The organism is Exiguobacterium profundum (assembly GCF_001909285.1).
Taxonomy (GTDB): Bacteria; Bacillota; Bacilli; order Exiguobacteriales; family Exiguobacteriaceae; genus Exiguobacterium; species Exiguobacterium profundum.
Genome location: NZ_MRSV01000001.1, coordinates 123956 through 141056, shown reverse-complemented (window position 1 = coordinate 141056; position 17101 = coordinate 123956). Strand labels below are relative to the sequence as shown.

The 17101-nt window shown below is 48.1% G+C and carries 21 protein-coding genes; 14 read left to right on the top strand and 7 right to left on the bottom strand.

Annotation, left to right across the window (positions count from 1 at the left end):
* Nucleotides 1–74: 74 nt before the first annotated feature.
* Nucleotides 75–797: a YwiC-like family protein gene (locus BBB58_RS00845; RefSeq protein WP_074034897.1), complete on the top strand. Its 723-nt coding sequence runs from the start codon at nt 75–77 to the stop codon at nt 795–797.
* Here BBB58_RS00845 and BBB58_RS00840 read toward each other — a convergent pair.
* The 3 genes from BBB58_RS00840 to BBB58_RS00830 all read right to left on the bottom strand — a co-directional run bounded on the left by BBB58_RS00840 (nt 794) and on the right by BBB58_RS00830 (nt 2598).
* Nucleotides 794–1741, bottom strand: coding sequence for a DUF4003 domain-containing protein (locus tag BBB58_RS00840; protein WP_074034896.1), 948 nt, complete (start codon nt 1739–1741; stop codon nt 794–796). The two genes, BBB58_RS00845 and BBB58_RS00840, sit on opposite strands and share 4 nt — an antisense overlap.
* Before the next feature lie 91 nt (nt 1742–1832).
* Nucleotides 1833–2264 (bottom strand): type III secretion system chaperone family protein, encoded by a 432-nt coding sequence (locus BBB58_RS00835; RefSeq protein WP_143180198.1) that lies wholly within the window; start codon nt 2262–2264, stop codon nt 1833–1835.
* 67 nt (nt 2265–2331) lie between these two features.
* Nucleotides 2332–2598 (bottom strand): metal-sensitive transcriptional regulator, encoded by a 267-nt coding sequence (locus BBB58_RS00830; protein WP_015880529.1) that lies wholly within the window; start codon nt 2596–2598, stop codon nt 2332–2334.
* 277 nt (nt 2599–2875) lie between these two features.
* Here BBB58_RS00830 and BBB58_RS00825 point away from each other — a divergent pair, with 277 nt between their 5' ends.
* The 5 genes from BBB58_RS00825 (at nt 2876) to BBB58_RS00805 (ending at nt 8319) form a co-directional block, all read left to right on the top strand.
* Complete coding sequence (locus BBB58_RS00825; RefSeq protein ID WP_015880530.1) at nt 2876–3181, top strand: rhodanese-like domain-containing protein; 306 nt, start codon at nt 2876–2878, stop codon at nt 3179–3181.
* A complete protein-coding gene (locus BBB58_RS00820; RefSeq protein ID WP_074034894.1) occupies nt 3178–5643 on the top strand; it encodes a CoA-disulfide reductase in 2466 nt (821 codons plus the stop codon). The genes BBB58_RS00825 and BBB58_RS00820 overlap by 4 nt, the downstream gene beginning before the upstream one ends.
* A 191-nt stretch (nt 5644–5834) precedes the next feature.
* Complete coding sequence (locus BBB58_RS00815; RefSeq protein WP_074034892.1) at nt 5835–7280, top strand: alanine/glycine:cation symporter family protein; 1446 nt, start codon at nt 5835–5837, stop codon at nt 7278–7280.
* An 84-nt stretch (nt 7281–7364) separates the two neighbouring features.
* Nucleotides 7365–7820: a hypothetical protein gene (locus BBB58_RS00810; protein WP_031424431.1), complete on the top strand. Its 456-nt coding sequence runs from the start codon at nt 7365–7367 to the stop codon at nt 7818–7820.
* Between the two features lie 52 nt (nt 7821–7872).
* The gene (locus BBB58_RS00805; RefSeq protein WP_074034890.1) at nt 7873–8319 is read left to right on the top strand and encodes a hypothetical protein; all 447 of its coding nucleotides are present in this window, start codon (nt 7873–7875) and stop codon (nt 8317–8319) included.
* 40 nt (nt 8320–8359) lie between these two features.
* Here BBB58_RS00805 and BBB58_RS00800 read toward each other — a convergent pair whose 3' ends face one another.
* A complete protein-coding gene (locus tag BBB58_RS00800; protein WP_074034888.1) occupies nt 8360–9403 on the bottom strand; it encodes a metal ABC transporter solute-binding protein, Zn/Mn family in 1044 nt (347 codons plus the stop codon).
* A 173-nt stretch (nt 9404–9576) separates the two neighbouring features.
* On the opposite strand from BBB58_RS00800, the gene BBB58_RS00795 reads away from it, so the two are divergent.
* The 3 genes from BBB58_RS00795 to BBB58_RS00785 all read left to right on the top strand — a co-directional run bounded on the left by BBB58_RS00795 (nt 9577) and on the right by BBB58_RS00785 (nt 11662).
* The gene (locus BBB58_RS00795; protein ID WP_074034886.1) at nt 9577–10512 is read left to right on the top strand and encodes an alpha/beta hydrolase; all 936 of its coding nucleotides are present in this window, start codon (nt 9577–9579) and stop codon (nt 10510–10512) included.
* A 63-nt stretch (nt 10513–10575) separates the two neighbouring features.
* Nucleotides 10576–11175 carry a histidine phosphatase family protein gene (locus BBB58_RS00790; RefSeq protein ID WP_074034884.1) on the top strand — a complete coding sequence of 200 codons (600 nt, stop codon included), beginning with the start codon at nt 10576–10578 and terminating at the stop codon, nt 11173–11175.
* A 10-nt stretch (nt 11176–11185) separates the two neighbouring features.
* Nucleotides 11186–11662, top strand: a complete 477-nt coding sequence (locus BBB58_RS00785) for a DUF456 domain-containing protein (protein ID WP_074034881.1) — start codon at nt 11186–11188, stop codon at nt 11660–11662.
* A 72-nt stretch (nt 11663–11734) separates the two neighbouring features.
* Here the strand turns inward: BBB58_RS00785 and BBB58_RS00780 are convergent, their stop codons facing one another.
* Entirely contained in the window at nt 11735–12208 is a 474-nt protein-coding gene (locus BBB58_RS00780) for a YwpF-like family protein (protein WP_031424441.1), read from the bottom strand.
* 113 nt (nt 12209–12321) lie between these two features.
* Here BBB58_RS00780 and BBB58_RS00775 point away from each other — a divergent pair, with 113 nt between their 5' ends.
* On the top strand, nt 12322–12624 hold the full coding sequence (locus BBB58_RS00775; protein WP_031424443.1) for a 7TM diverse intracellular signaling domain-containing protein: 303 nt from the start codon (nt 12322–12324) through the stop codon (nt 12622–12624).
* Nucleotides 12625–12660: 36 nt separating this feature from the next.
* Here the strand turns inward: BBB58_RS00775 and BBB58_RS00770 are convergent, their stop codons facing one another.
* Together BBB58_RS00770 and BBB58_RS00765 are read right to left on the bottom strand one after the other, a co-directional pair.
* Complete coding sequence (locus BBB58_RS00770) at nt 12661–14106, bottom strand: nicotinate phosphoribosyltransferase (RefSeq protein ID WP_074034879.1); 1446 nt, start codon at nt 14104–14106, stop codon at nt 12661–12663.
* 22 nt (nt 14107–14128) lie between these two features.
* A complete protein-coding gene (locus tag BBB58_RS00765) occupies nt 14129–14662 on the bottom strand; it encodes a cysteine hydrolase family protein (protein ID WP_074034877.1) in 534 nt (177 codons plus the stop codon).
* 140 nt (nt 14663–14802) lie between these two features.
* On the opposite strand from BBB58_RS00765, the gene BBB58_RS00760 reads away from it, so the two are divergent.
* From BBB58_RS00760 to argC, 4 genes are all read left to right on the top strand, one after another.
* Entirely contained in the window at nt 14803–15078 is a 276-nt protein-coding gene (locus tag BBB58_RS00760; protein WP_015880543.1) for a 4a-hydroxytetrahydrobiopterin dehydratase, read from the top strand.
* The gene (locus tag BBB58_RS00755) at nt 15071–15553 is read left to right on the top strand and encodes a hypothetical protein (protein WP_230235411.1); all 483 of its coding nucleotides are present in this window, start codon (nt 15071–15073) and stop codon (nt 15551–15553) included. The genes BBB58_RS00760 and BBB58_RS00755 overlap by 8 nt, the downstream gene beginning before the upstream one ends.
* A gap of 33 nt (nt 15554–15586) precedes the next feature.
* Nucleotides 15587–15904, top strand: a complete 318-nt coding sequence (locus BBB58_RS00750) for a hypothetical protein (RefSeq protein WP_015880545.1) — start codon at nt 15587–15589, stop codon at nt 15902–15904.
* A gap of 160 nt (nt 15905–16064) precedes the next feature.
* Nucleotides 16065–17090 carry an N-acetyl-gamma-glutamyl-phosphate reductase gene (gene argC / locus BBB58_RS00745; protein WP_074034874.1) on the top strand — a complete coding sequence of 342 codons (1026 nt, stop codon included), beginning with the start codon at nt 16065–16067 and terminating at the stop codon, nt 17088–17090.
* The last annotated feature ends 11 nt before the right edge of the window (nt 17091–17101 follow it).

The following is a 17101-nucleotide window of genomic DNA, read 5'->3' as shown; positions in this document are numbered from 1 at the left end:
TCTCTTTTTGTGGTAAATCTCACAGCGCATGCTCTCACCATCCATTACACTAGTGGAGGAAGGAGTGATGGTTGATGAAATGGATGATTCCAACACAGCATGGGGCATGGTCGATGCTCATTTTACCGTTCGTTCTTGGAGGGACAGTCGGGGGATGGGTGTGGACACATGTGCCTTTTGCTATTGCATGGTTGTTTGTCTATATGGGGACATTCTTCTTATTCCAATACATCAAGCAACGAAAGAAATCGCGTGAGCTTTTACGCACCGTGATCATCTATCTGATGATTGCTACACTATCCATCATCCCAGTCTTATGGATGCAATGGAGTCTCATCTGGTTCGCTTTTGCAATGATTCCATTCGGTCTCGCAAACGCCTATTTTGCCAAAATCAAAGATGAGCGAAACGTATGGAATGACGTCAGTGCCGTCACTTCATTCTGTATTGGAGGAATGGCGAGTTATTACCACGGAGCACACGTCGTGGATGAAACAATTGCATGGGTATTCGTTTTGCCATACCTCTATTTCCTCGGAAGTATCTTTTTCGTCAAGACGTTGATTCGGGAAAAGAAGAGCATCGCGTATCGTAACCTTTCGTGGGGGTATCATATGCTGTTAATCGTCGTGTTCATTGCGCTCGGTTATCCGCTGCTCGCTTTAGCATATGCTCCGAGTTTGATTCGTGCTATTTGGTTCTACGGCAAAAAAATCCCAATCATGAAGATTGGGATTGTCGAAATCGCAAACTCTGTATTTGTACTGGTGTGTCTCACGATGAATCTCTTAATTTAATTTGTGGTTGATGAGGTACTAGCGATAACGGCGGCAGTCGTGGCAGCGGTCGCCGCTTGTTGCATCGCCAATAAGTGGGCAAACGTACCGTGGAGCAATAAGTCGCTCGCCTCGTTTGTTATGCGTTCGGCCGCTACAAGTTGAAGTGCGATGAGCACGCTATGTGTGTTGAACCAGCGCTGCTTGTCTTTTTCGGCCCCTACGATTTCCTGAATAGTATGAATCGCGCTCGTATTCGGTTCCGTGACAATGCTAAGTAGTGCGAGTGCGGGTAAGTGTTCGCGACGAATCGAGATGTGCACTTCATCTAATTGAGACTTCCATGTGAGCAATCGAGAGACTGCTTCTTCGGGTGAGGACTCGCTGAACGTCAAAAGGTGCGAGACGAGTTGCAGTTCGTTTGACTTCGGGAGCCGTCCCTTCAATAATGCATAATGTTGCTCGATGCGTTCGTTCAAATCAATGATATCGTCAAACGCTTGCACGAGCACGAGCGCCGATAATAAGTCTTCCTCGCTTGTCAACCAAGGGTGATGTCGTTTGAACGTTTGATATAGTTCGGTCGCCTCATCGAGCCGACGGTCGGGTTCCTCGACATTGATCAGTTGATTCGCTAAAAAGGGACGTAGTGAACTGAAGCGGAAGTGTTTCCGGTCGAGTAACGTATCGAGACGGAGCGCCTCGTCGATTGCGGTTCCGATGTCCTCATACTTGGCGTCGAGAAACGAGAGCCAGACGAGGTTTTGACTGCCTCGAAACTTCGAGAACATCTTCGTTTTTTGTTTTTTTATATCGCGTGCGTTCGAAAATCGAGATGCCTCGAACGGGGTGTCGTGAATCGCGTAATGAACGGCCATCAAGCGTCGGAAATCATCTGTCAGTTCCCACTTTGTTGCCGTCTTGATGGCCTCTAGTGCTTCTACATATCGTTCATATCGTGTCATGTCGAATCGCCTCCTTGTCCAATCATACGAGCGGGGGCGATCAGATGTTTCAAAAAAAGCCGTCTCGGAAACATTTCCGGACGGCTTTTGATTATTGTACTTGTGTGTAGAGTTTTTGCATGTACTCTTTCACTTCATCGGCCGCTTGGAACATCATGAATGAGTGTTGCAAGATGATCTCTGGTGAGAAACCGAGGTCGAGGTCGAGTGTCGAGGCGAGTGTGACATCGCGATCGCTGTCGAGTACACAACGGAAGTATTTGAACTCCTGGTTGAACTCGTTCAAGGCATTAAGAATCGGTAAATCTTCTACGTAATCTGGGACGTGCGTGACGGTAGCAGCATACAACTCAGCATCTGTCGTCTTTTTGTTAAAAGCGTTAATCATAACGGGCTGAGCCCCGGATTTTGTTGTTTCACGCGTCAAGAACGTGACGTGCGTTTCAGTGTCGCTCTCTTTGAACGTCATGTTGCGTTCAGCGGCGAGCGCTCTAAATGATTCTACTTTTTCTTCGATTTTCACAAGGAAATCCCCCTTAGTAAGTCGTTACTCTAACTTTCTCCCATTTGGACAGGGAAAGCAAGGGGAACTAGCGTTTCATCAACATTTTAATGGCTTCTTCCACCGTTTCGGACGTATCTTCGCCATCTGCTTGAGCGGTGATGATACATTGTTCCAAGTTTTTAGCCACAATGATAGTCGAAGCGCGATCGAGTGCGGAACGTGCGGCACTTAATTGCGTCACGACATCGCGACATTCTTTTCCTTCCTCCATCATCCGGATGATGGCACGAATTTGTCCTTCCACTCGTTTCATGCGATTCAATACTTTTGCATCGTATACATACGGTTCCATATCATTCACCTCTATAGGAAAAATTGTTCAGTTACCCAACTATTTATTGTGTAGGCTCATCTTAATACATGGGGGAGTATGTGTCGAGCATCAACTATCCAAATGGATGATGTTGAAAAATTCGACATTTCGTCAAACTTATTTCTTGCAATTAAATACCTAAGGGGGTATATTAATGACGTGGAAGCGAAATGTTCAACAAATCACAAACTTGTCGAACGCCAGCAACCAAGCCGAATGGTATAAATCGAATTGAAAACAGAAAGGTAGATCAACGATGAAAGCATCCGCTTTAAAACGTCAAATGGACTTTGAAGTGCCTGTAAATATCGTCGACGTCCGAGAACGTGACGAGTTTCAAGAAGCACATATTGAGGGCGCGAAAAACTATCCGTTATCCGAAATGACAGAGTGGATCGACACGCTCGATCCAGCTGAAGAATATGTCGTTCTTTGCCGCTCAGGTGCGCGTAGCACGCAAGCGACTTGGCAAATGGAGGCGAAAGGCTATAAAGTGGTCAATATAGAAGATGGCTTGATGAGTTGGCCAGGAGAAGTCGTCAGAGGAGGAAATGGACAATGAGTAAAAAAATCGTAATCGTCGGTGGGGTAGCAGGTGGTGCGTCTGCAGCTGCACGACTCCGTCGTTTGAATGAAGAGAATCAAATCGTCATGTTCGACCGTGGGGAGTATATCTCATTCGCGAACTGTGGTCTTCCATACTATATCGGGGATGTCATCCAAGACCGTCAAAAACTTCTTGTTCAAACCGTTGAAGGGATGAACAAGCGTTTCCAACTCGATATCCGCAATTTGACGGAAGTCATTAAAATTAACCGTGACGAAAAAACAGTGACGGTGAAACACGTTCAAACAGGCGAAACGTATGACGAGTCATACGACGTTCTCATTCTTTCTCCGGGAGCGAAACCGATTCGTCCAAACATCCCTGGAATCGACGAGGCAGAAGATATTTTCACGCTTCGCAACATTCCGGACACAGATAAAATCCGTGGCTACGTCGATGACAAGGCGCCGAAGCATGCGACCGTGATTGGTGGAGGCTTTATCGGGATTGAGATGGCAGAAAACTTACGTGAGCGTGGTGTTGAGGTGACGCTCGTTGAGATGGCGGACCAAGTCATGACGCCACTTGACCGTGAGATGGTGGCGCCAATTCATGAACACATGCGCTTGCATGGCGTCGAGCTTCAATTGTCTGATGGCGTTTCTTCGTTCTCAGAGCAAGGAAAGAAAGTTCATTTGACAAGCGGTCGTGTCATCGATACAGATATGGTCATCATGTCGATCGGTGTTACACCGGAATCGACGATTGCGCGTGAAGCAGGCCTTGAAACAGGTACGCGCGGTGCCATTCGTGTTAACGAAAAGATGCTCACATCAGACCCGAATATTTACGCGATCGGGGATGCGGTCGAAGTACTCGACTACGTCTTCAAAGAACCAACTGTCGTGCCACTCGCATGGCCAGCGAACCGTCAAGGCCGTCTCGTTGCCGATATCATTAACGGCCGCGACGTGAAATACAATGGAACGATGGGAACGGGAATCGCCAAAGTATTTGATATGACGGTTGCATCGACAGGATGGAATGAAAAACGGTTGAAGGCGGCTGGCAAGACGTATGAGGCTGTTCACGTGCATCCAGGTTCGCATGCTGGTTATTATCCAGGATCGACACCTGTGTCGCTTAAACTCTTGTTCCACCCGACAACGGGGGAAATCTATGGTGCGCAAGGTGTCGGAATCAATGGAGTCGATAAACGCATCGACGTCATTGCGACAGCTATGAAGGGTGGTTTGACGGTCCTCGATCTACCTGACCTTGAGCTCAGTTATGCACCACCGTTCAGTTCTGCGAAAGATCCGGTCAATATGATCGGGTATGTCGCGTCGAACGTCGTCCTCGGTGACAATGAAGTCGTACATTGGGATGAAATCGATGAGCTCGTGGAAAACGGAGCGACGTTACTAGACGTTCGCGATGAATCGGAGCATGAACTCGGAAAGATTCCAGGATCGATCAATGTGCCACTCAACTCATTACGAGAAAACTTGGACAACTACGACCGGAATGAAACGATTTACGTGACGTGCCAAGTCGGTCTTCGTGGCTATCTCGCATCACGCATCTTACGTCAAAACGGCTTCAAAGTGAAAAACTTGAGCGGTGGCTACAAGACGTGGTCGCAAATCAATCGTGATTTCGAGGCGCTTGAAGAAGCGAACACATCAAATGAAACAGCGGCTACCGTTGTAGAAGAGGAGCCAACACAAATGACAAATGCACCAATCGGGGAAGCGGTCATGTTAGACACATGTGGTCTACAATGTCCGGGACCTATTTTAGAAGTAAATAAGAAAGTCGCAGAACTCGGGGAAGGCGAAACGCTCCGCGTTCTCGCAAGTGACCCAGGATTCTTCGCAGATATCGAAGCATGGGCGAAGAAGACAGGCAACAAACTCGTCTCGAAACAATTCGTTAACGGACGCGTTGAAGCCATTCTTCAAAAAGGACAAGGTCCGGCTGCACCACAAGCGGGCGCACCAGCAGGAGACGGTGCATCAATGGTCGTCTTCAGCGGAGATCTCGACCGCGCACTCGCATCCCTCATCATTGCGCAAGGTGCTGCCGCGATGGGGAAAGAAGTGACGATGTTCTTCACATTCTGGGGACTCAATGTCATCCGCAAACCGGACGCACCGGAAGTAAAAAAGCAAGGTTTTGAGAAAATGTTCGGCATGATGATGCCAGGACATGCAGGCGAATTGCCACTTTCGAACATGAACTTCGGTGGTGTTGGTAAAAAAATGATGAAGAAAGTCATGAGCGATAAGAACGTTCCTTCTGTCGAAGAAATGATTAAGTCAGCGCAAGAAGCAGGCGTGAAAATGGTAGCTTGCACGATGTCAATGGATGTCATGGGCATCAAAGAAGAAGAGTTGATTGACGGGGTCGACCTTGGTGGCGTGGCGGCTTATCTCGGCGCAGCAGAAGGCGGAAATTTAAACCTCTTTATCTAAATGAAATATAGAACGAGTCGGATTGCGATGCGCTCTCCGGCTCGTTTTTTTGCTTTTAGTTAGAACCGAGATGATGTTGAAAAAACGAATTAATATTGCAATTTTCGTATAATTTACCTATAATTCAAGTCATGTTAAGAAAGTTGACATGACTTTTTCTGTTGAGATTTTTAGAATGATGGAGGATTAGTATGGAGAAATTTGTAGAGAAACTCGTTTCGCAAGCGAACGATTTGTTGTGGTCGCAAGTGCTCATCGTTGTACTTGTTGCTTTAGGTCTTTATTTTACAGTTCGTATGGGCTTCGTTCAGTTCCGCATGATTCCTGAAATGTTCCGCCTCTTGTTCAAAGAGGGCACAGCACGTGAAAAAGGCCAAGTGTCTTCGTTCCAAGCTTTCGCAATCGGAACGGCAGCTCGTGTAGGGACAGGAAACATTGCCGGTGTGGCGACAGCGATTGCGCTAGGTGGCCCAGGAGCAGTTTTCTGGATGTGGCTCATTGCGTTGATTGGGGCAGCATCTGCATTCGTCGAAAGTACGTTGGCACAAGTGTACAAGATTCGTGATGGACGCACATGGCGTGGGGGACCTGCCTACTATATGGAGCGTGCGCTCGGCCAACGTTGGCTAGGTGTCTTGTTCGCGATTTTGATCACGTTCTCATTCGGATTTGCGTTTAACTCGGTACAGTCGAACACGATTTCACTCTCTGTGAGTAACCAGTTCGGGATCAGCACAACAGTCGTCGGGATTGTCCTTGCGATTGTGACGGCCATTGTCGTCTTCGGTGGGATCCAATCGATCGCACTCTTGTCGAGTATCATCGTACCGGTCATGGCAGGTGGCTACATCTTACTCGCGATTTGGATTATGGTGACGAACGTTTCCCTTCTACCAGACGTCTTCAGCCTCATCTTCTCAGAAGGAGTCCTCGGAATTGAGCAACTCTTCGGAGGGGCGATTGGCGCCATGGTACTTCAAGGGATTCGTCGAGGTCTCTTCTCGAACGAAGCGGGTATGGGTTCTGCACCGAACGCCGCTGCGACAGCGGAAGTATCGCACCCTGTCAAACAAGGATTGATTCAATCGTTTAGCGTATTTGTCGATACATTGCTCGTTTGTACATCGACAGCGATGATTATCTTGATTTCAGGCGTAGCCGGTTCAGAGTCGTTTGCGGGTGTCGAATTGACGCAAGCCGCGTTGACAGCAGAAATCGGTTCGGTCGCTACATCGTTCTTGACGATTGCGATTTTCCTATTTGCGTTCAGTTCGATTCTTGGAAACTATTACTACGGTGAGACGAACATCCAGTTCATCTCGGATAAGAAAATCTATGTCACGCTCTATCGCATCGGTGTTGTCGGCATGGTCTTGTTTGGTGCGGTCCGCTCTGCCGGCCTTGTTTGGTCGATTGCTGACGTGTTCATGGGTCTCATGGCACTCGTGAACTTATATGCCATCTTCCGCTTGGCGAAAGTGGCTCGCGCCGTTCTCGATGACTACTTGGCACAGCGACGCGAAGGAGAAGACCCAGTTTTCTATGTCGACTCGGTTGAAAATCTTCCTGGTCGTGAATACATCGAAGCTTGGGAAAGCGAAACAGAGGAACAACAAACAGGAACAAGTCGTTCTTGATATAAGGAACCGTCTACGAATTCAAGTAGGCGGTTTTTTTATTTATTTAAGACGGGTAATGTCATAAAAAGGGGGCGTTCATGTATGGAGACGACGCATTATGTACGTGTTTCCCCAGAAGTTTGGGTGTCATTTAATCAGGATCCGGAGATGATTTTAGACTGGTTGATTCATATGCATGAGCAATATCGGGATCGGGACGATACGCTGACGCTTCCGAATGTGGAACCGTTTCAACGCGTACTTAGTCAAATCGAGGTATATATCGACGGGGCCGACACGTATAACATGGAAATGGCGCTCGTCGGCGAAGAGTTGATTGTCAATGAGGCGCAGGCGGTCGTGGTCGGTATCTTGACCCCGCAGTTACTTCATATCGTCAAAGATACGTTGCATGCGTTCGGGCGAGATGATGTGAAAGACATGGCATTCGTTGCAAAAGATGAATTCGAGATGATTTGGGAAGATTGGACCCGGTTGCAACAGTTTTGTGAGATTGCTTCGTCCCAGGAAGAACTCGTCTTGATTTATTATGAATGAAAGTGAATTCCCATGGTATACTGTTAATAAATGGTATAAAGGGGATTTGCTCATGGATGTGTTCGGTACACTCATCTGGCTCGGGCTACTCATCAATCCGTTTCTTGCGTATCAAACGGGGTTCAAGTCGCTTTATCGCATCACACTTATCTCATTCGCTGTATTCTTGGTGACATGGGGGTATGCTGTCACGGTCGGGGTGGTATCTGTCTCATTTGACACGGCTTGGAACGTCCTTCTCATCGCGTATGTTGGTCTTTTAGTATTGAATAGTTATTTGGTCAGCAAGCGGTTCGTTCCAAAAATGACATGGAATCGTTTTGTTGCAATCGCACTGATAGGCGTTGGTGTCAGTCAAGCGTGGTTGGGATTGAGTACAGGGGAGTGGACGACTGTATTCTTCATGGACGGGGATTTCTGGATGATGAGCGTCATCGTATCGCTACTCCTCCTGCTTCTCGTCACGCTGAAGACGTTAGATCATCAAATAGAAGCATGAAAAAAATCCCGAAGCGAGGTGACTCGTTTCGGGATTTTGATTATTTCAACGCTGTCTCAAGTGCTTTGACGTTTTCACGCATCAAGTCGAAGTAGCTTTTATCCATCTGCTCTTTCGTGACCGATTCCAAGTTGTAGATTGTCACGCTCTCTGCACCGATCTCTTGTTTCACGACTTCGGCCACTTTTGGTGTGACCGTGTCTTCGAATGCGATATAGTTCAAGTCGTGGAGACGGGCTTCCTCGATGATCCGCTTGAGAGCTTGTTGTGACGGCTCTTCAGACGGTGTAAGTCCCGCGATTGGTAATTGGTCAAATCCGTAACGTTCAGCCAAATAACCATATGCGGCATGCGTCACGAGTAACTCGGATTTTGAACCGTTCTCGACGGCTGCCTTCAATTCCGCGTCGAGATCGTTTGCTTCGTCTTTGAAAGTGCTTAACCGTTCTGCGAACTCGTCTTTATAGTCGGGTGCTTCCTCACTGAATGCGGCTTCGACCGCTTCTGCCATTGATACAGCATTCATCGGGTCGAGCCAGACGTGGGGATCGTATTGACCGTGACTATGACCGTCTCCTTCTTCGTGAGCATGTTCGTCTTCAGAATGTGCGTCTTCTTCGTGAGCATGTTCATCTTCAGAATGTCCTTCTTCTTCATGAGCGTGGTCGTCTTCAGTATGTCTTTCCTCATCATGGACATGGACGGTATCCGCCGCATCGAGTAACTTCACGTTCTCGGCTGTTTTGACGAAGGCGACGTTCTGACCATCTAAACTCTTCTCCATAGACTCGACGTAAGGTTCAAGGTCATGACCAATCGTCAAAAAGAGGTCGGCTTCTGCGATTTGTGTCATTTGCTTTGAAGTTGGCTCATACGTATGCGGATCAGCCCCAGGTGGAATGACCATCTCCACGTTGACGCGGTCCCCACCGATTTCTTCGGCTAATGATTTTAATGCAAACGTTGAAGCGAAGACGGTCAGTTGACCATCTGTCGATTCAGATGCGTTATCTCCTTCGGTATTTCCACACGCACCAAGTAAAAGCGTACCGGCTGCGACTGCGCCTAACCAAGTTTTCTTCATCTTCCATCTTCCACCTTTCAAGTTATCTGAATATTAAATCGTAACTGTTACGTTTTATGACTGCGAGTAATATTATAGTGTGAGCTTCGGAGCACGTCAAGTCCGACTTCTGATGGATAGATTTTTGAAAAAAGCGGGAATAAAAATAAAAAAAGGAACGAGGAGTGGATTGTATGAGAAAGGAGACTGCCTGGTTTGTCGGGGGTGCGGCGATTGCTGCGGCGACGGCAGCCGGGGCTAGCGTGTGGAGTCAATATGGGTCCCTTGTCAGATGGCAAGAACCCGAGTTGCCGATTCAACCGACAACACGCCGGCGCCACACGTACACGTATAAAATTGTTCACGATCGTCCGCTCCAATTTGATTTGTATCTCCCTCCTGGAGAAGGGCCGTTCCCCGTAGCGGTATATGCACATGGGGGAGCGTTCGTCAGAGGGAATCGGAGTATGGTGACACTGTTTCATCCATTGCTTGACCACTTTTTGGGGAAAGGGATCGCGGTCGTCAGCATCGATTATCGCTTATTTGAAGACGGGGTGTACTTCCCCGATAATATTTTTGATGTCTCAGATGCACTGTGCTATTTGAAACAACATGAATCGTTATTGACGCTAGACACGAGTCAACTGCTCGTTTGGGGGGATTCAGCAGGCGCTGCGCTCATGCTTGCGACTGCGCTCGACCGTCATCGACAATTTGCAGGTGATTTGGGAGACGACCTCCCGACGATCAAAGGGGTCATCGCCTTGTATCCACCGACGAACTTTTTATTGTTCAAATTCATCCAGACGTGGCTCGCCCATTTAAAGTTCTATGAAGGAAGCCGCGAGGAATGGCGTGAGTTGATGGTAAAATGCTCCCCGGTCTCCCATCTATACGCCGATGCCCCGCCGATTTTACTGCTACACGGGAAGAAAGATCCGATTGTCCCGTTCGGCCAAGCGCTTCACTTCGTCGAACATGCGAGTGATGTCGGTGCGAACGTTCAACTCATTTCATTTCCAAATGGAACCCACTCGCTTGCGAGCTTCCTCCAATCGGATAATCCAATCAAAGAAGAGCAACTCATGGCCCGAATCAATCGTTTTATTGAAGAATGTCTCGGATGACGTTGCGATTTTTAGGGAAGATGGTACGATGGGGGATGATTGAAAGAGTAAGGAGTGGAAGTAGTGACAGAGTTATGTTTAGTCAGACACGGTCAGACCGATTGGAATCGTTTAGAAATTATTCAAGGGCGTGAAGATAACCCGTTGAATGCACTCGGACGTCAACAGGCAGAGGAGAGTGCAGCTTTTTTGAGTCAAGAGGAGTGGGACGTCATCGTATCGAGTCCCTTGTCACGTGCGGTTCACACCGCACAAGCAATCGCAACAGCGTGTGGCATCGAACATAAAGCGATTCTGCTAGATGAGCGTTTCATTGAACGTGAATTCGGAACGGCATCCGGGCAACCCGTGAAAGGAATTTACGAGGCGGTCCAAGCAGATGACCAGGAGCGGATTCCTGGTCTCGAAACAGAAGATGAGATGCGTAGCCGGGTCTTAGAAGGAATGAACCATTTGGTGGATACGTATCCAGGGAAGCGCATCGTTGTCGTCTGCCATTCCCATGCAATCAAAGCGGCGCTTTCTGCCATCGATGGGACATATACGTTCCGTCACGCCATGCGAAACGCCTGCTCGAACTATATCATCCATCAAAAAGGTCAGTTTGAAGTGAAGGCGGTCAACGTGGCTGACCATATCACCGATCCGACCATTATGAAATGAGGAGAATGTCATGACGACCTTACTATGGGTATTCATTATCGCATCATTTGTGGTCGCTTTTGCAGGACTCATCTATCCAGTCATCCCGAGTGTCTTGTTCTTGTTCATCGGATACATGATTTATGGATTCGGTTTTTCGTTTGTTCTATTGACCTGGACATTCTGGGTATGGCAATCGGTCTTCCTCGTCTTCTTATTCGGCGTCGACTATGTCGTCACCCGGGCTACGGTGGATAAACGGGGCGGTTCGGAGCGAGCGAAATGGGGTGCGACAATCGGCTTGATTGCGGGACCGTTTATTTTCCCGCTCGTCGGGGTTTTGATTTTCCCGTTCATCTTCGCTTTCTTGGCGGAGTTGACACTCGGGAAGACGACACGTGAAGCGTGGAGCATCGGCGTCGGCACCGTTCTCGCCTTTCTCGGCAGCACGCTCTTAAAAGTGATCGGGATGACGATGATGATCATCCTATTCTTTATCTACGTGTGAGGCGGAGATGTTTCTCCGTCTTTTTAGTTTGAAAGGTGAATGGTTTTGGGGAAAGAAAAACAGGTCATCCGATTATTCGAATGACCCGGTTTTGACCAATTGATTGAAAGCGGAGCGACTGAACGATTGTTGCATTTCGACTTTTTTCTCGAAGAAGGCGGGCTTTAAATTCGAAGTGGCGACGCCATCTTGAATCAACGAATCGAGTACTTGCTTCGTCGCGTCTTGTTTCGGCATCAACATGAGTCCTTCAGCGACGAACGTATGATGGTCGTTCAAGGCCCGCTCGCTCGTGAACGTCAAAGCGAGTGCAGCCGGGGCGTTCGTTGGCGACGTGATGACGGCTTCAGCGAGGATGAGGATGCGTTTGTTTAAGTAATGATGGAGCGTGACAGCCGACTCGGTCGGCACGAGCATTTCGAGGAGCCATTCTGAATCGTGCTCCTTCGAGATGATTAAACCATCGAGTAAATCGATCGGTAAATTCAGTTCATTGCCGTATTCGTCTTGGACGAGTCGGACTTGGACGAGGCGAAACGTTTTCATGGGATCGTTCCTTTCCGCGTTTTCTTTAGACCATCTTAACACAGTCTGAGGAATAGAATGTGTTAAGATAACGGGGAAGAAAAAAAAAAATAGAGAGTGAGGGAGGCATCAAGATGAGTTGGGTTGTTGGCGTAATCGGGTATGTGACGATTCTCGCAATCGTCTATTATGGTGTCCTTTTCTTCAAAGTGAAACGGGAGCGGAGTCGGGCCGGCTATCGGATCTTTCTCTTGCTTGCCGGATTGTTTTTAGTCAGTGGGAGCGATTATATCATTGCGTTGTTCCAAGGAGACACCGAAGCGACGTTTTGGCAACGGACCGTCTATTTTGTCTTGATATTGCTCTCTTTGTCGATGGCGCTTTACTTTCGGAGAAAAGAAGATCAAAGCCAAGCAGGCGAGATGACAATGGTATAAAAAAACGGCTGTGGGTATGCACCCACAGCCGTTTTTTTATTTTGGTACCCGCGTTTTGCGAATCATATCGAGTTTTAAATCCCATAGTGGCTTGCTGAACGTCACCGAATACACTTCCGGTAAACGGAGACGCTTGTACTCTTCCCACAATCCGTTCATCTGCTCGTGATGATATGCACGAATCTCACTTGTGCTTGGAAGGTCGTATACGCGTTTCCCATCAAGGAAGATTGGTTGCAACAAGCGTTTCACGTTGAAGTTACGTGTCTTGATCTTGAAGGCCGGGTCACGGACGTCAATCAAGTCGATCTCGGTGTAAGATTCGACCGGTTCATCGGCGAGGGCGATATAGTCGCCTTTGAACTTTTTCGTTTCGTTGTCGATGATGCGATACAACTCTTTCTTGTGAGGAGTCGTCGTCTTCACCTTGGAAGAAGATACTTTGATGACCGGTTTTAATTCCCCGGATTCATCCTCACGCGCGACGAGTTTATAGACCATACCGAGTGCCGGCTGCTCGTAAGCCGTGATGCCACGTGTCCCAACGAGGAACGTATCGGCCTCTGCGCCTTGCATCCGTAAGTCCTGGATGACATACTCATCCAAATCCCCAGAGACGACGATTTTGACGTAGTCGAGCCCTGCTTCATTCAACGCTTTCCGGGCACGCTTCGACAAGTAGGCGAGGTCTCCAGAGTCGAGTCGTACTGACTTGAGACGATGGCCATTCGCCTCGAGTTCTTTTGCGACCGTAATCGCATTTGGCAGACCAGACTTGAGTGTGTCATACGTGTCGATGAGAAGGCTCGTGTTGTCCGGATACATTTCAGCGAATGAACGGAATGCGCTCAATTCATCATCATGGAACTGAATATCAGCATGCTCCATCGTTCCTCCTGTCGGGACATCAAAGTCACGACCGGCTGACACGAGACTTGTCACATCAAAACCAGCGATGTAAGCCGCACGTGTTCCGTAGTAAGCCGCATCGACACCTTGCGCGCGACGAGCTCCTCCTTCAAGGAGTGTCTCGTTCGGAGCAGCCTGACGAATCCGGGCATACTTCGTGGCGATGAGTGATTCATGGTTCGCGATATTGAGTAGCGCCGTTTGGAACAGTTTCGCTTCAAAGATGGTCGATTCAATCCGAACGACTTGTTCATGTGGGAAGATGACTTCTCCTTCGCGAACACTATATAGTGAACCAGTGAACTTAAAGTTCCGTAAGACGTCTTCGAATTCATCTTCGAATCCGAGTTGCTCTTTCAAATAGGTGATGTCCGCCTCCGTAAAGGAGACGTTCTCTAAGTAGTGAACGATATTCTCGAGTCCGGCGAAGACGACATAACCACCACTAAATGGATTCGAGCGATAGTAAAGGTCGAAGACGACCTTTTCATTATGGCGACCTTGCTTCCAGTAAATATACATCCAACGTGGAAGATAAAGATCTGTGTGAAGGGCTAAATTACGATGTAACATATGATTTCCTTTCTGTTTTACGTCACTTTCCGACGACTGTCGCACCGAGTGTTGTGACGAAATGTTCGAGCGCCCATTCATGGCCGACCGGGTTGAAGCTTTGAACGGCATCGGCATGGACGACGATTTGATAACCGAGGTTGTAGGCATCTACGGCTGTATGGAGTACACAAATATCCGTGCAGACACCGACGAGATGAACTTCTGTGATTCCGCGTTCCCGAAGACGCAGGTCAAGGTCAGTTCCGGCAAAGGCACTATAACGTGTCTTATCAATCCAGTGGTCTGCCTGTTTCGCAGCTTCCTTCACAGAACCGTACAACTCACGGCCCTCTGTCCCGCGGATATTGTGCGGCGGGAACAACGTCGTTTCAGGGTGGAACGTGTCACCTGCATCATGGACGTCGTTCGCGATGACGACATAGTCATCCGTTGCGAATGTTCCGATCAATTCGACGATCCGTTCTTCAATCTCTTGCCCGGGTTTCCCACAAGTCAAACGACCACTGTCTGCGATAAAATCAAATGTATAATCAATAACAATCAATGCGCGCATGGGAGATGCTCCTCTCTCGTAATGAAAATGATGGCTATCCACCTCATTCTAATTCATTATACATCATGCGAGGAAGATTATTTTTCTCCTTTTTTGGTAGATTAAGACAGTAGACTGTATAGGGAAAGGGGATTGTGACGATGGTATTATCGCAAAGTGAATTGACAGATGAACTGTCACGGTTGAACGGTTGGGAAGAAGTGAACGGGGAGATTCAAAAGACGTATCGGCTAGAAACGTTTCCGGAGGCCATCCAGTTCGTGCATCTTGTAGCGGATTTGGCTGAATCGCTCGATCATCATCCGAACATCTTGATTGAGTATCGGAACGTGACATTGACCGTCTCGACCCATGACGAAGGGGGCATCACGGAGAAAGACATCACACTCGCGAAAGGGTGTGAGGAACTTGTCTAAGCTCTATATGACTTTTGCGTCAGGCAGCGTGGCGGAGCGTCTTCGAAAGGAGCCGGGCGTCATCGCGGCGAATGGACACGAAACGATTCTGCTCGCGGAAGGAGAGAAATCTCCGTTCAAGAGCGGCAAAGTGTTTGAGATTGAAGAGGCATCGGGCGAATTCGTGAAAAAAGGAAACATCTTATACGCGAACGTTCCGGCAGATGAGAATGCCCGTTCCCTGTTGTTTCACCACTTGTTGACGGAAAAGGCGCCACTCGGTGTCAGTCATGATGGGTTTTCGGCGTACCGACTCGGTGTCGACCCGGATGACAATCATGCCGTCGTCTTCATTCAATTCACGTCTGGTGGGAAACACTTTCGTGATACGGCGGACTACGCAATCCTTGAAGACCGTTTGAAGCGAGCGGTCGAACAGCGCGGTGCAGGTCCCGTCATAAAACACTATGTCGTCAGTGAGTCAGATAATCTATAATAAAAGATAACGTCATGTTAGGGGAGGATTTTTATGAACAAGAATTATTTCTGGTTGGGGATGGCTGCGGGTGCGGTAATCGGCGCAGCAGCATCACTTCTCCATAGCGAAACGCGCGATCAACAAGTGAGACAACTGAAAGGCATCAAGTCGAAGTTGAAATCATCGAACACGTCGACTGAGGCACATGCGGTCGGTCTACAAGCGTCATCAAAAGGCAACTTGAAAGACCGTGTCATGGAATGGAAATCGCTTTACGAAGAAAACCAAGATACGATTCAAAACCTCGTCGAAGACGTGAAAGACTTAGTGGATGCGCTTCAAGAGGCTCGTCATAAAAATCAAATCTAATCACAGGTCCGGTGCATGCGCATCGGACTTTTTTTATTTGCCAAAACCCTCGTACACCAAAAAAAAAAGGCAACCTTCTATCATGTATGAATAAAAATACAATTGACAGAATAAATATGCATATGGTTCAATCATTTTATTCTTCTGAGGAGGTAGAGAGATGATTACGTGTAGCATCGTCGGCGTAACAGGTTATGCCGGGTTGGAATTGTTAAAACTGATCGAGCAACATCCGACTATCCGTTTAAAAAAAGTGATCAGCGACTCGAGCGCCGGGATGACCTTATCGGAACTGTATCCGTGGTTACAGACAGGTCCGAAAATACTTGAGCCATTTCAAGCAGACGCTCTAGACGGGATTGATGTGTTGTTCCTTGCGACCCCGAGCGGCGTGTCTGCTGACTATATTCGACAGTTAGCATTTTTTCCTGGAGTGTTCATCGATTTGAGTGGGGACTTACGATTACCATCCGGCTTGTATGAAACATGGTACGGGAAGCCGCCTGTGACCGAAACGATTCAACGAGAAGCTGTCTATGGATTGACCGAGTGGAATCGAGAGTTGTTGACGAAAGCGAAATGGATTTCGAATCCGGGTTGTTATGCGACCGCTGTCTCGCTCGCGTTATTGCCGTTCGTTCAGCACGATTGGATCGACCCGGCACACATCATCGTTTCGGCCTGCTCCGGAATCACGGGCGCTGGAAAAGGATTGAGTGAGAAGACTCATCATGCCAAATCGAATGAGAACGTGCAGTTATATAAGATTCACGCACATCAGCACATCCCGGAAATCGAACAGACCTTGTTTCACATGGGTGGTACTGAAGCGACAGTCTCGATGTCGACGCATTTGCTGCCGATCAATCGTGGGATCATGGCGACCATCACAGTTCAACCGAACGATCACGTGTCAGAGGATGAATGGGTGAATCGTCTTCAAAACGCATATATGGATGAACCGTTCATTCGCGTGCAACGGGGAGAGCCGGAAATCAAATCGACGGTCGGTTCGAATTACTGCGACCTCTGGGTGTACAAAGAAGAACGGACGCATCGACTGACTATCGTATCGGTCATCAAAAAAAAACAAAAAGGGGCGGCCGGGCAAGCCCTTCAAAATGCGAATGTTCGATTCGGATTCGATGAGACGCTCGGACTATTGAATCAACCACAATACATTTAGGAGGATGAAGC

What these genes read in the sequence shown, in the direction of transcription:
- BBB58_RS00795 (WP_074034886.1), top strand. Translation starts at nt 9,577, where the DNA reads ATGAGAAAGGAGACTGCCTGGTTTGTCGGGGGTGCGGCGATTGCTGCG.
- BBB58_RS00840 (WP_074034896.1), bottom strand. Translation starts at nt 1,741, where the DNA reads ATGACACGATATGAACGATATGTAGAAGCACTAGAGGCCATCAAGACG.
- BBB58_RS00760 (WP_015880543.1), top strand. Translation starts at nt 14,803, where the DNA reads ATGGTATTATCGCAAAGTGAATTGACAGATGAACTGTCACGGTTGAAC.
- BBB58_RS00825 (WP_015880530.1), top strand. Translation starts at nt 2,876, where the DNA reads ATGAAAGCATCCGCTTTAAAACGTCAAATGGACTTTGAAGTGCCTGTA.
- BBB58_RS00800 (WP_074034888.1), bottom strand. Translation starts at nt 9,403, where the DNA reads ATGAAGAAAACTTGGTTAGGCGCAGTCGCAGCCGGTACGCTTTTACTT.
- BBB58_RS00770 (WP_074034879.1), bottom strand. Translation starts at nt 14,106, where the DNA reads ATGTTACATCGTAATTTAGCCCTTCACACAGATCTTTATCTTCCACGT.
- BBB58_RS00750 (WP_015880545.1), top strand. Translation starts at nt 15,587, where the DNA reads ATGAACAAGAATTATTTCTGGTTGGGGATGGCTGCGGGTGCGGTAATC.
- BBB58_RS00820 (WP_074034894.1), top strand. Translation starts at nt 3,178, where the DNA reads ATGAGTAAAAAAATCGTAATCGTCGGTGGGGTAGCAGGTGGTGCGTCT.
- BBB58_RS00845 (WP_074034897.1), top strand. Translation starts at nt 75, where the DNA reads ATGAAATGGATGATTCCAACACAGCATGGGGCATGGTCGATGCTCATT.
- BBB58_RS00765 (WP_074034877.1), bottom strand. Translation starts at nt 14,662, where the DNA reads ATGCGCGCATTGATTGTTATTGATTATACATTTGATTTTATCGCAGAC.
- BBB58_RS00780 (WP_031424441.1), bottom strand. Translation starts at nt 12,208, where the DNA reads ATGAAAACGTTTCGCCTCGTCCAAGTCCGACTCGTCCAAGACGAATAC.
- BBB58_RS00810 (WP_031424431.1), top strand. Translation starts at nt 7,365, where the DNA reads ATGGAGACGACGCATTATGTACGTGTTTCCCCAGAAGTTTGGGTGTCA.
- argC (WP_074034874.1), top strand. Translation starts at nt 16,065, where the DNA reads ATGATTACGTGTAGCATCGTCGGCGTAACAGGTTATGCCGGGTTGGAA.
- BBB58_RS00815 (WP_074034892.1), top strand. Translation starts at nt 5,835, where the DNA reads ATGGAGAAATTTGTAGAGAAACTCGTTTCGCAAGCGAACGATTTGTTG.
- BBB58_RS00830 (WP_015880529.1), bottom strand. Translation starts at nt 2,598, where the DNA reads ATGGAACCGTATGTATACGATGCAAAAGTATTGAATCGCATGAAACGA.
- BBB58_RS00775 (WP_031424443.1), top strand. Translation starts at nt 12,322, where the DNA reads ATGAGTTGGGTTGTTGGCGTAATCGGGTATGTGACGATTCTCGCAATC.
- BBB58_RS00805 (WP_074034890.1), top strand. Translation starts at nt 7,873, where the DNA reads ATGGATGTGTTCGGTACACTCATCTGGCTCGGGCTACTCATCAATCCG.
- BBB58_RS00785 (WP_074034881.1), top strand. Translation starts at nt 11,186, where the DNA reads ATGACGACCTTACTATGGGTATTCATTATCGCATCATTTGTGGTCGCT.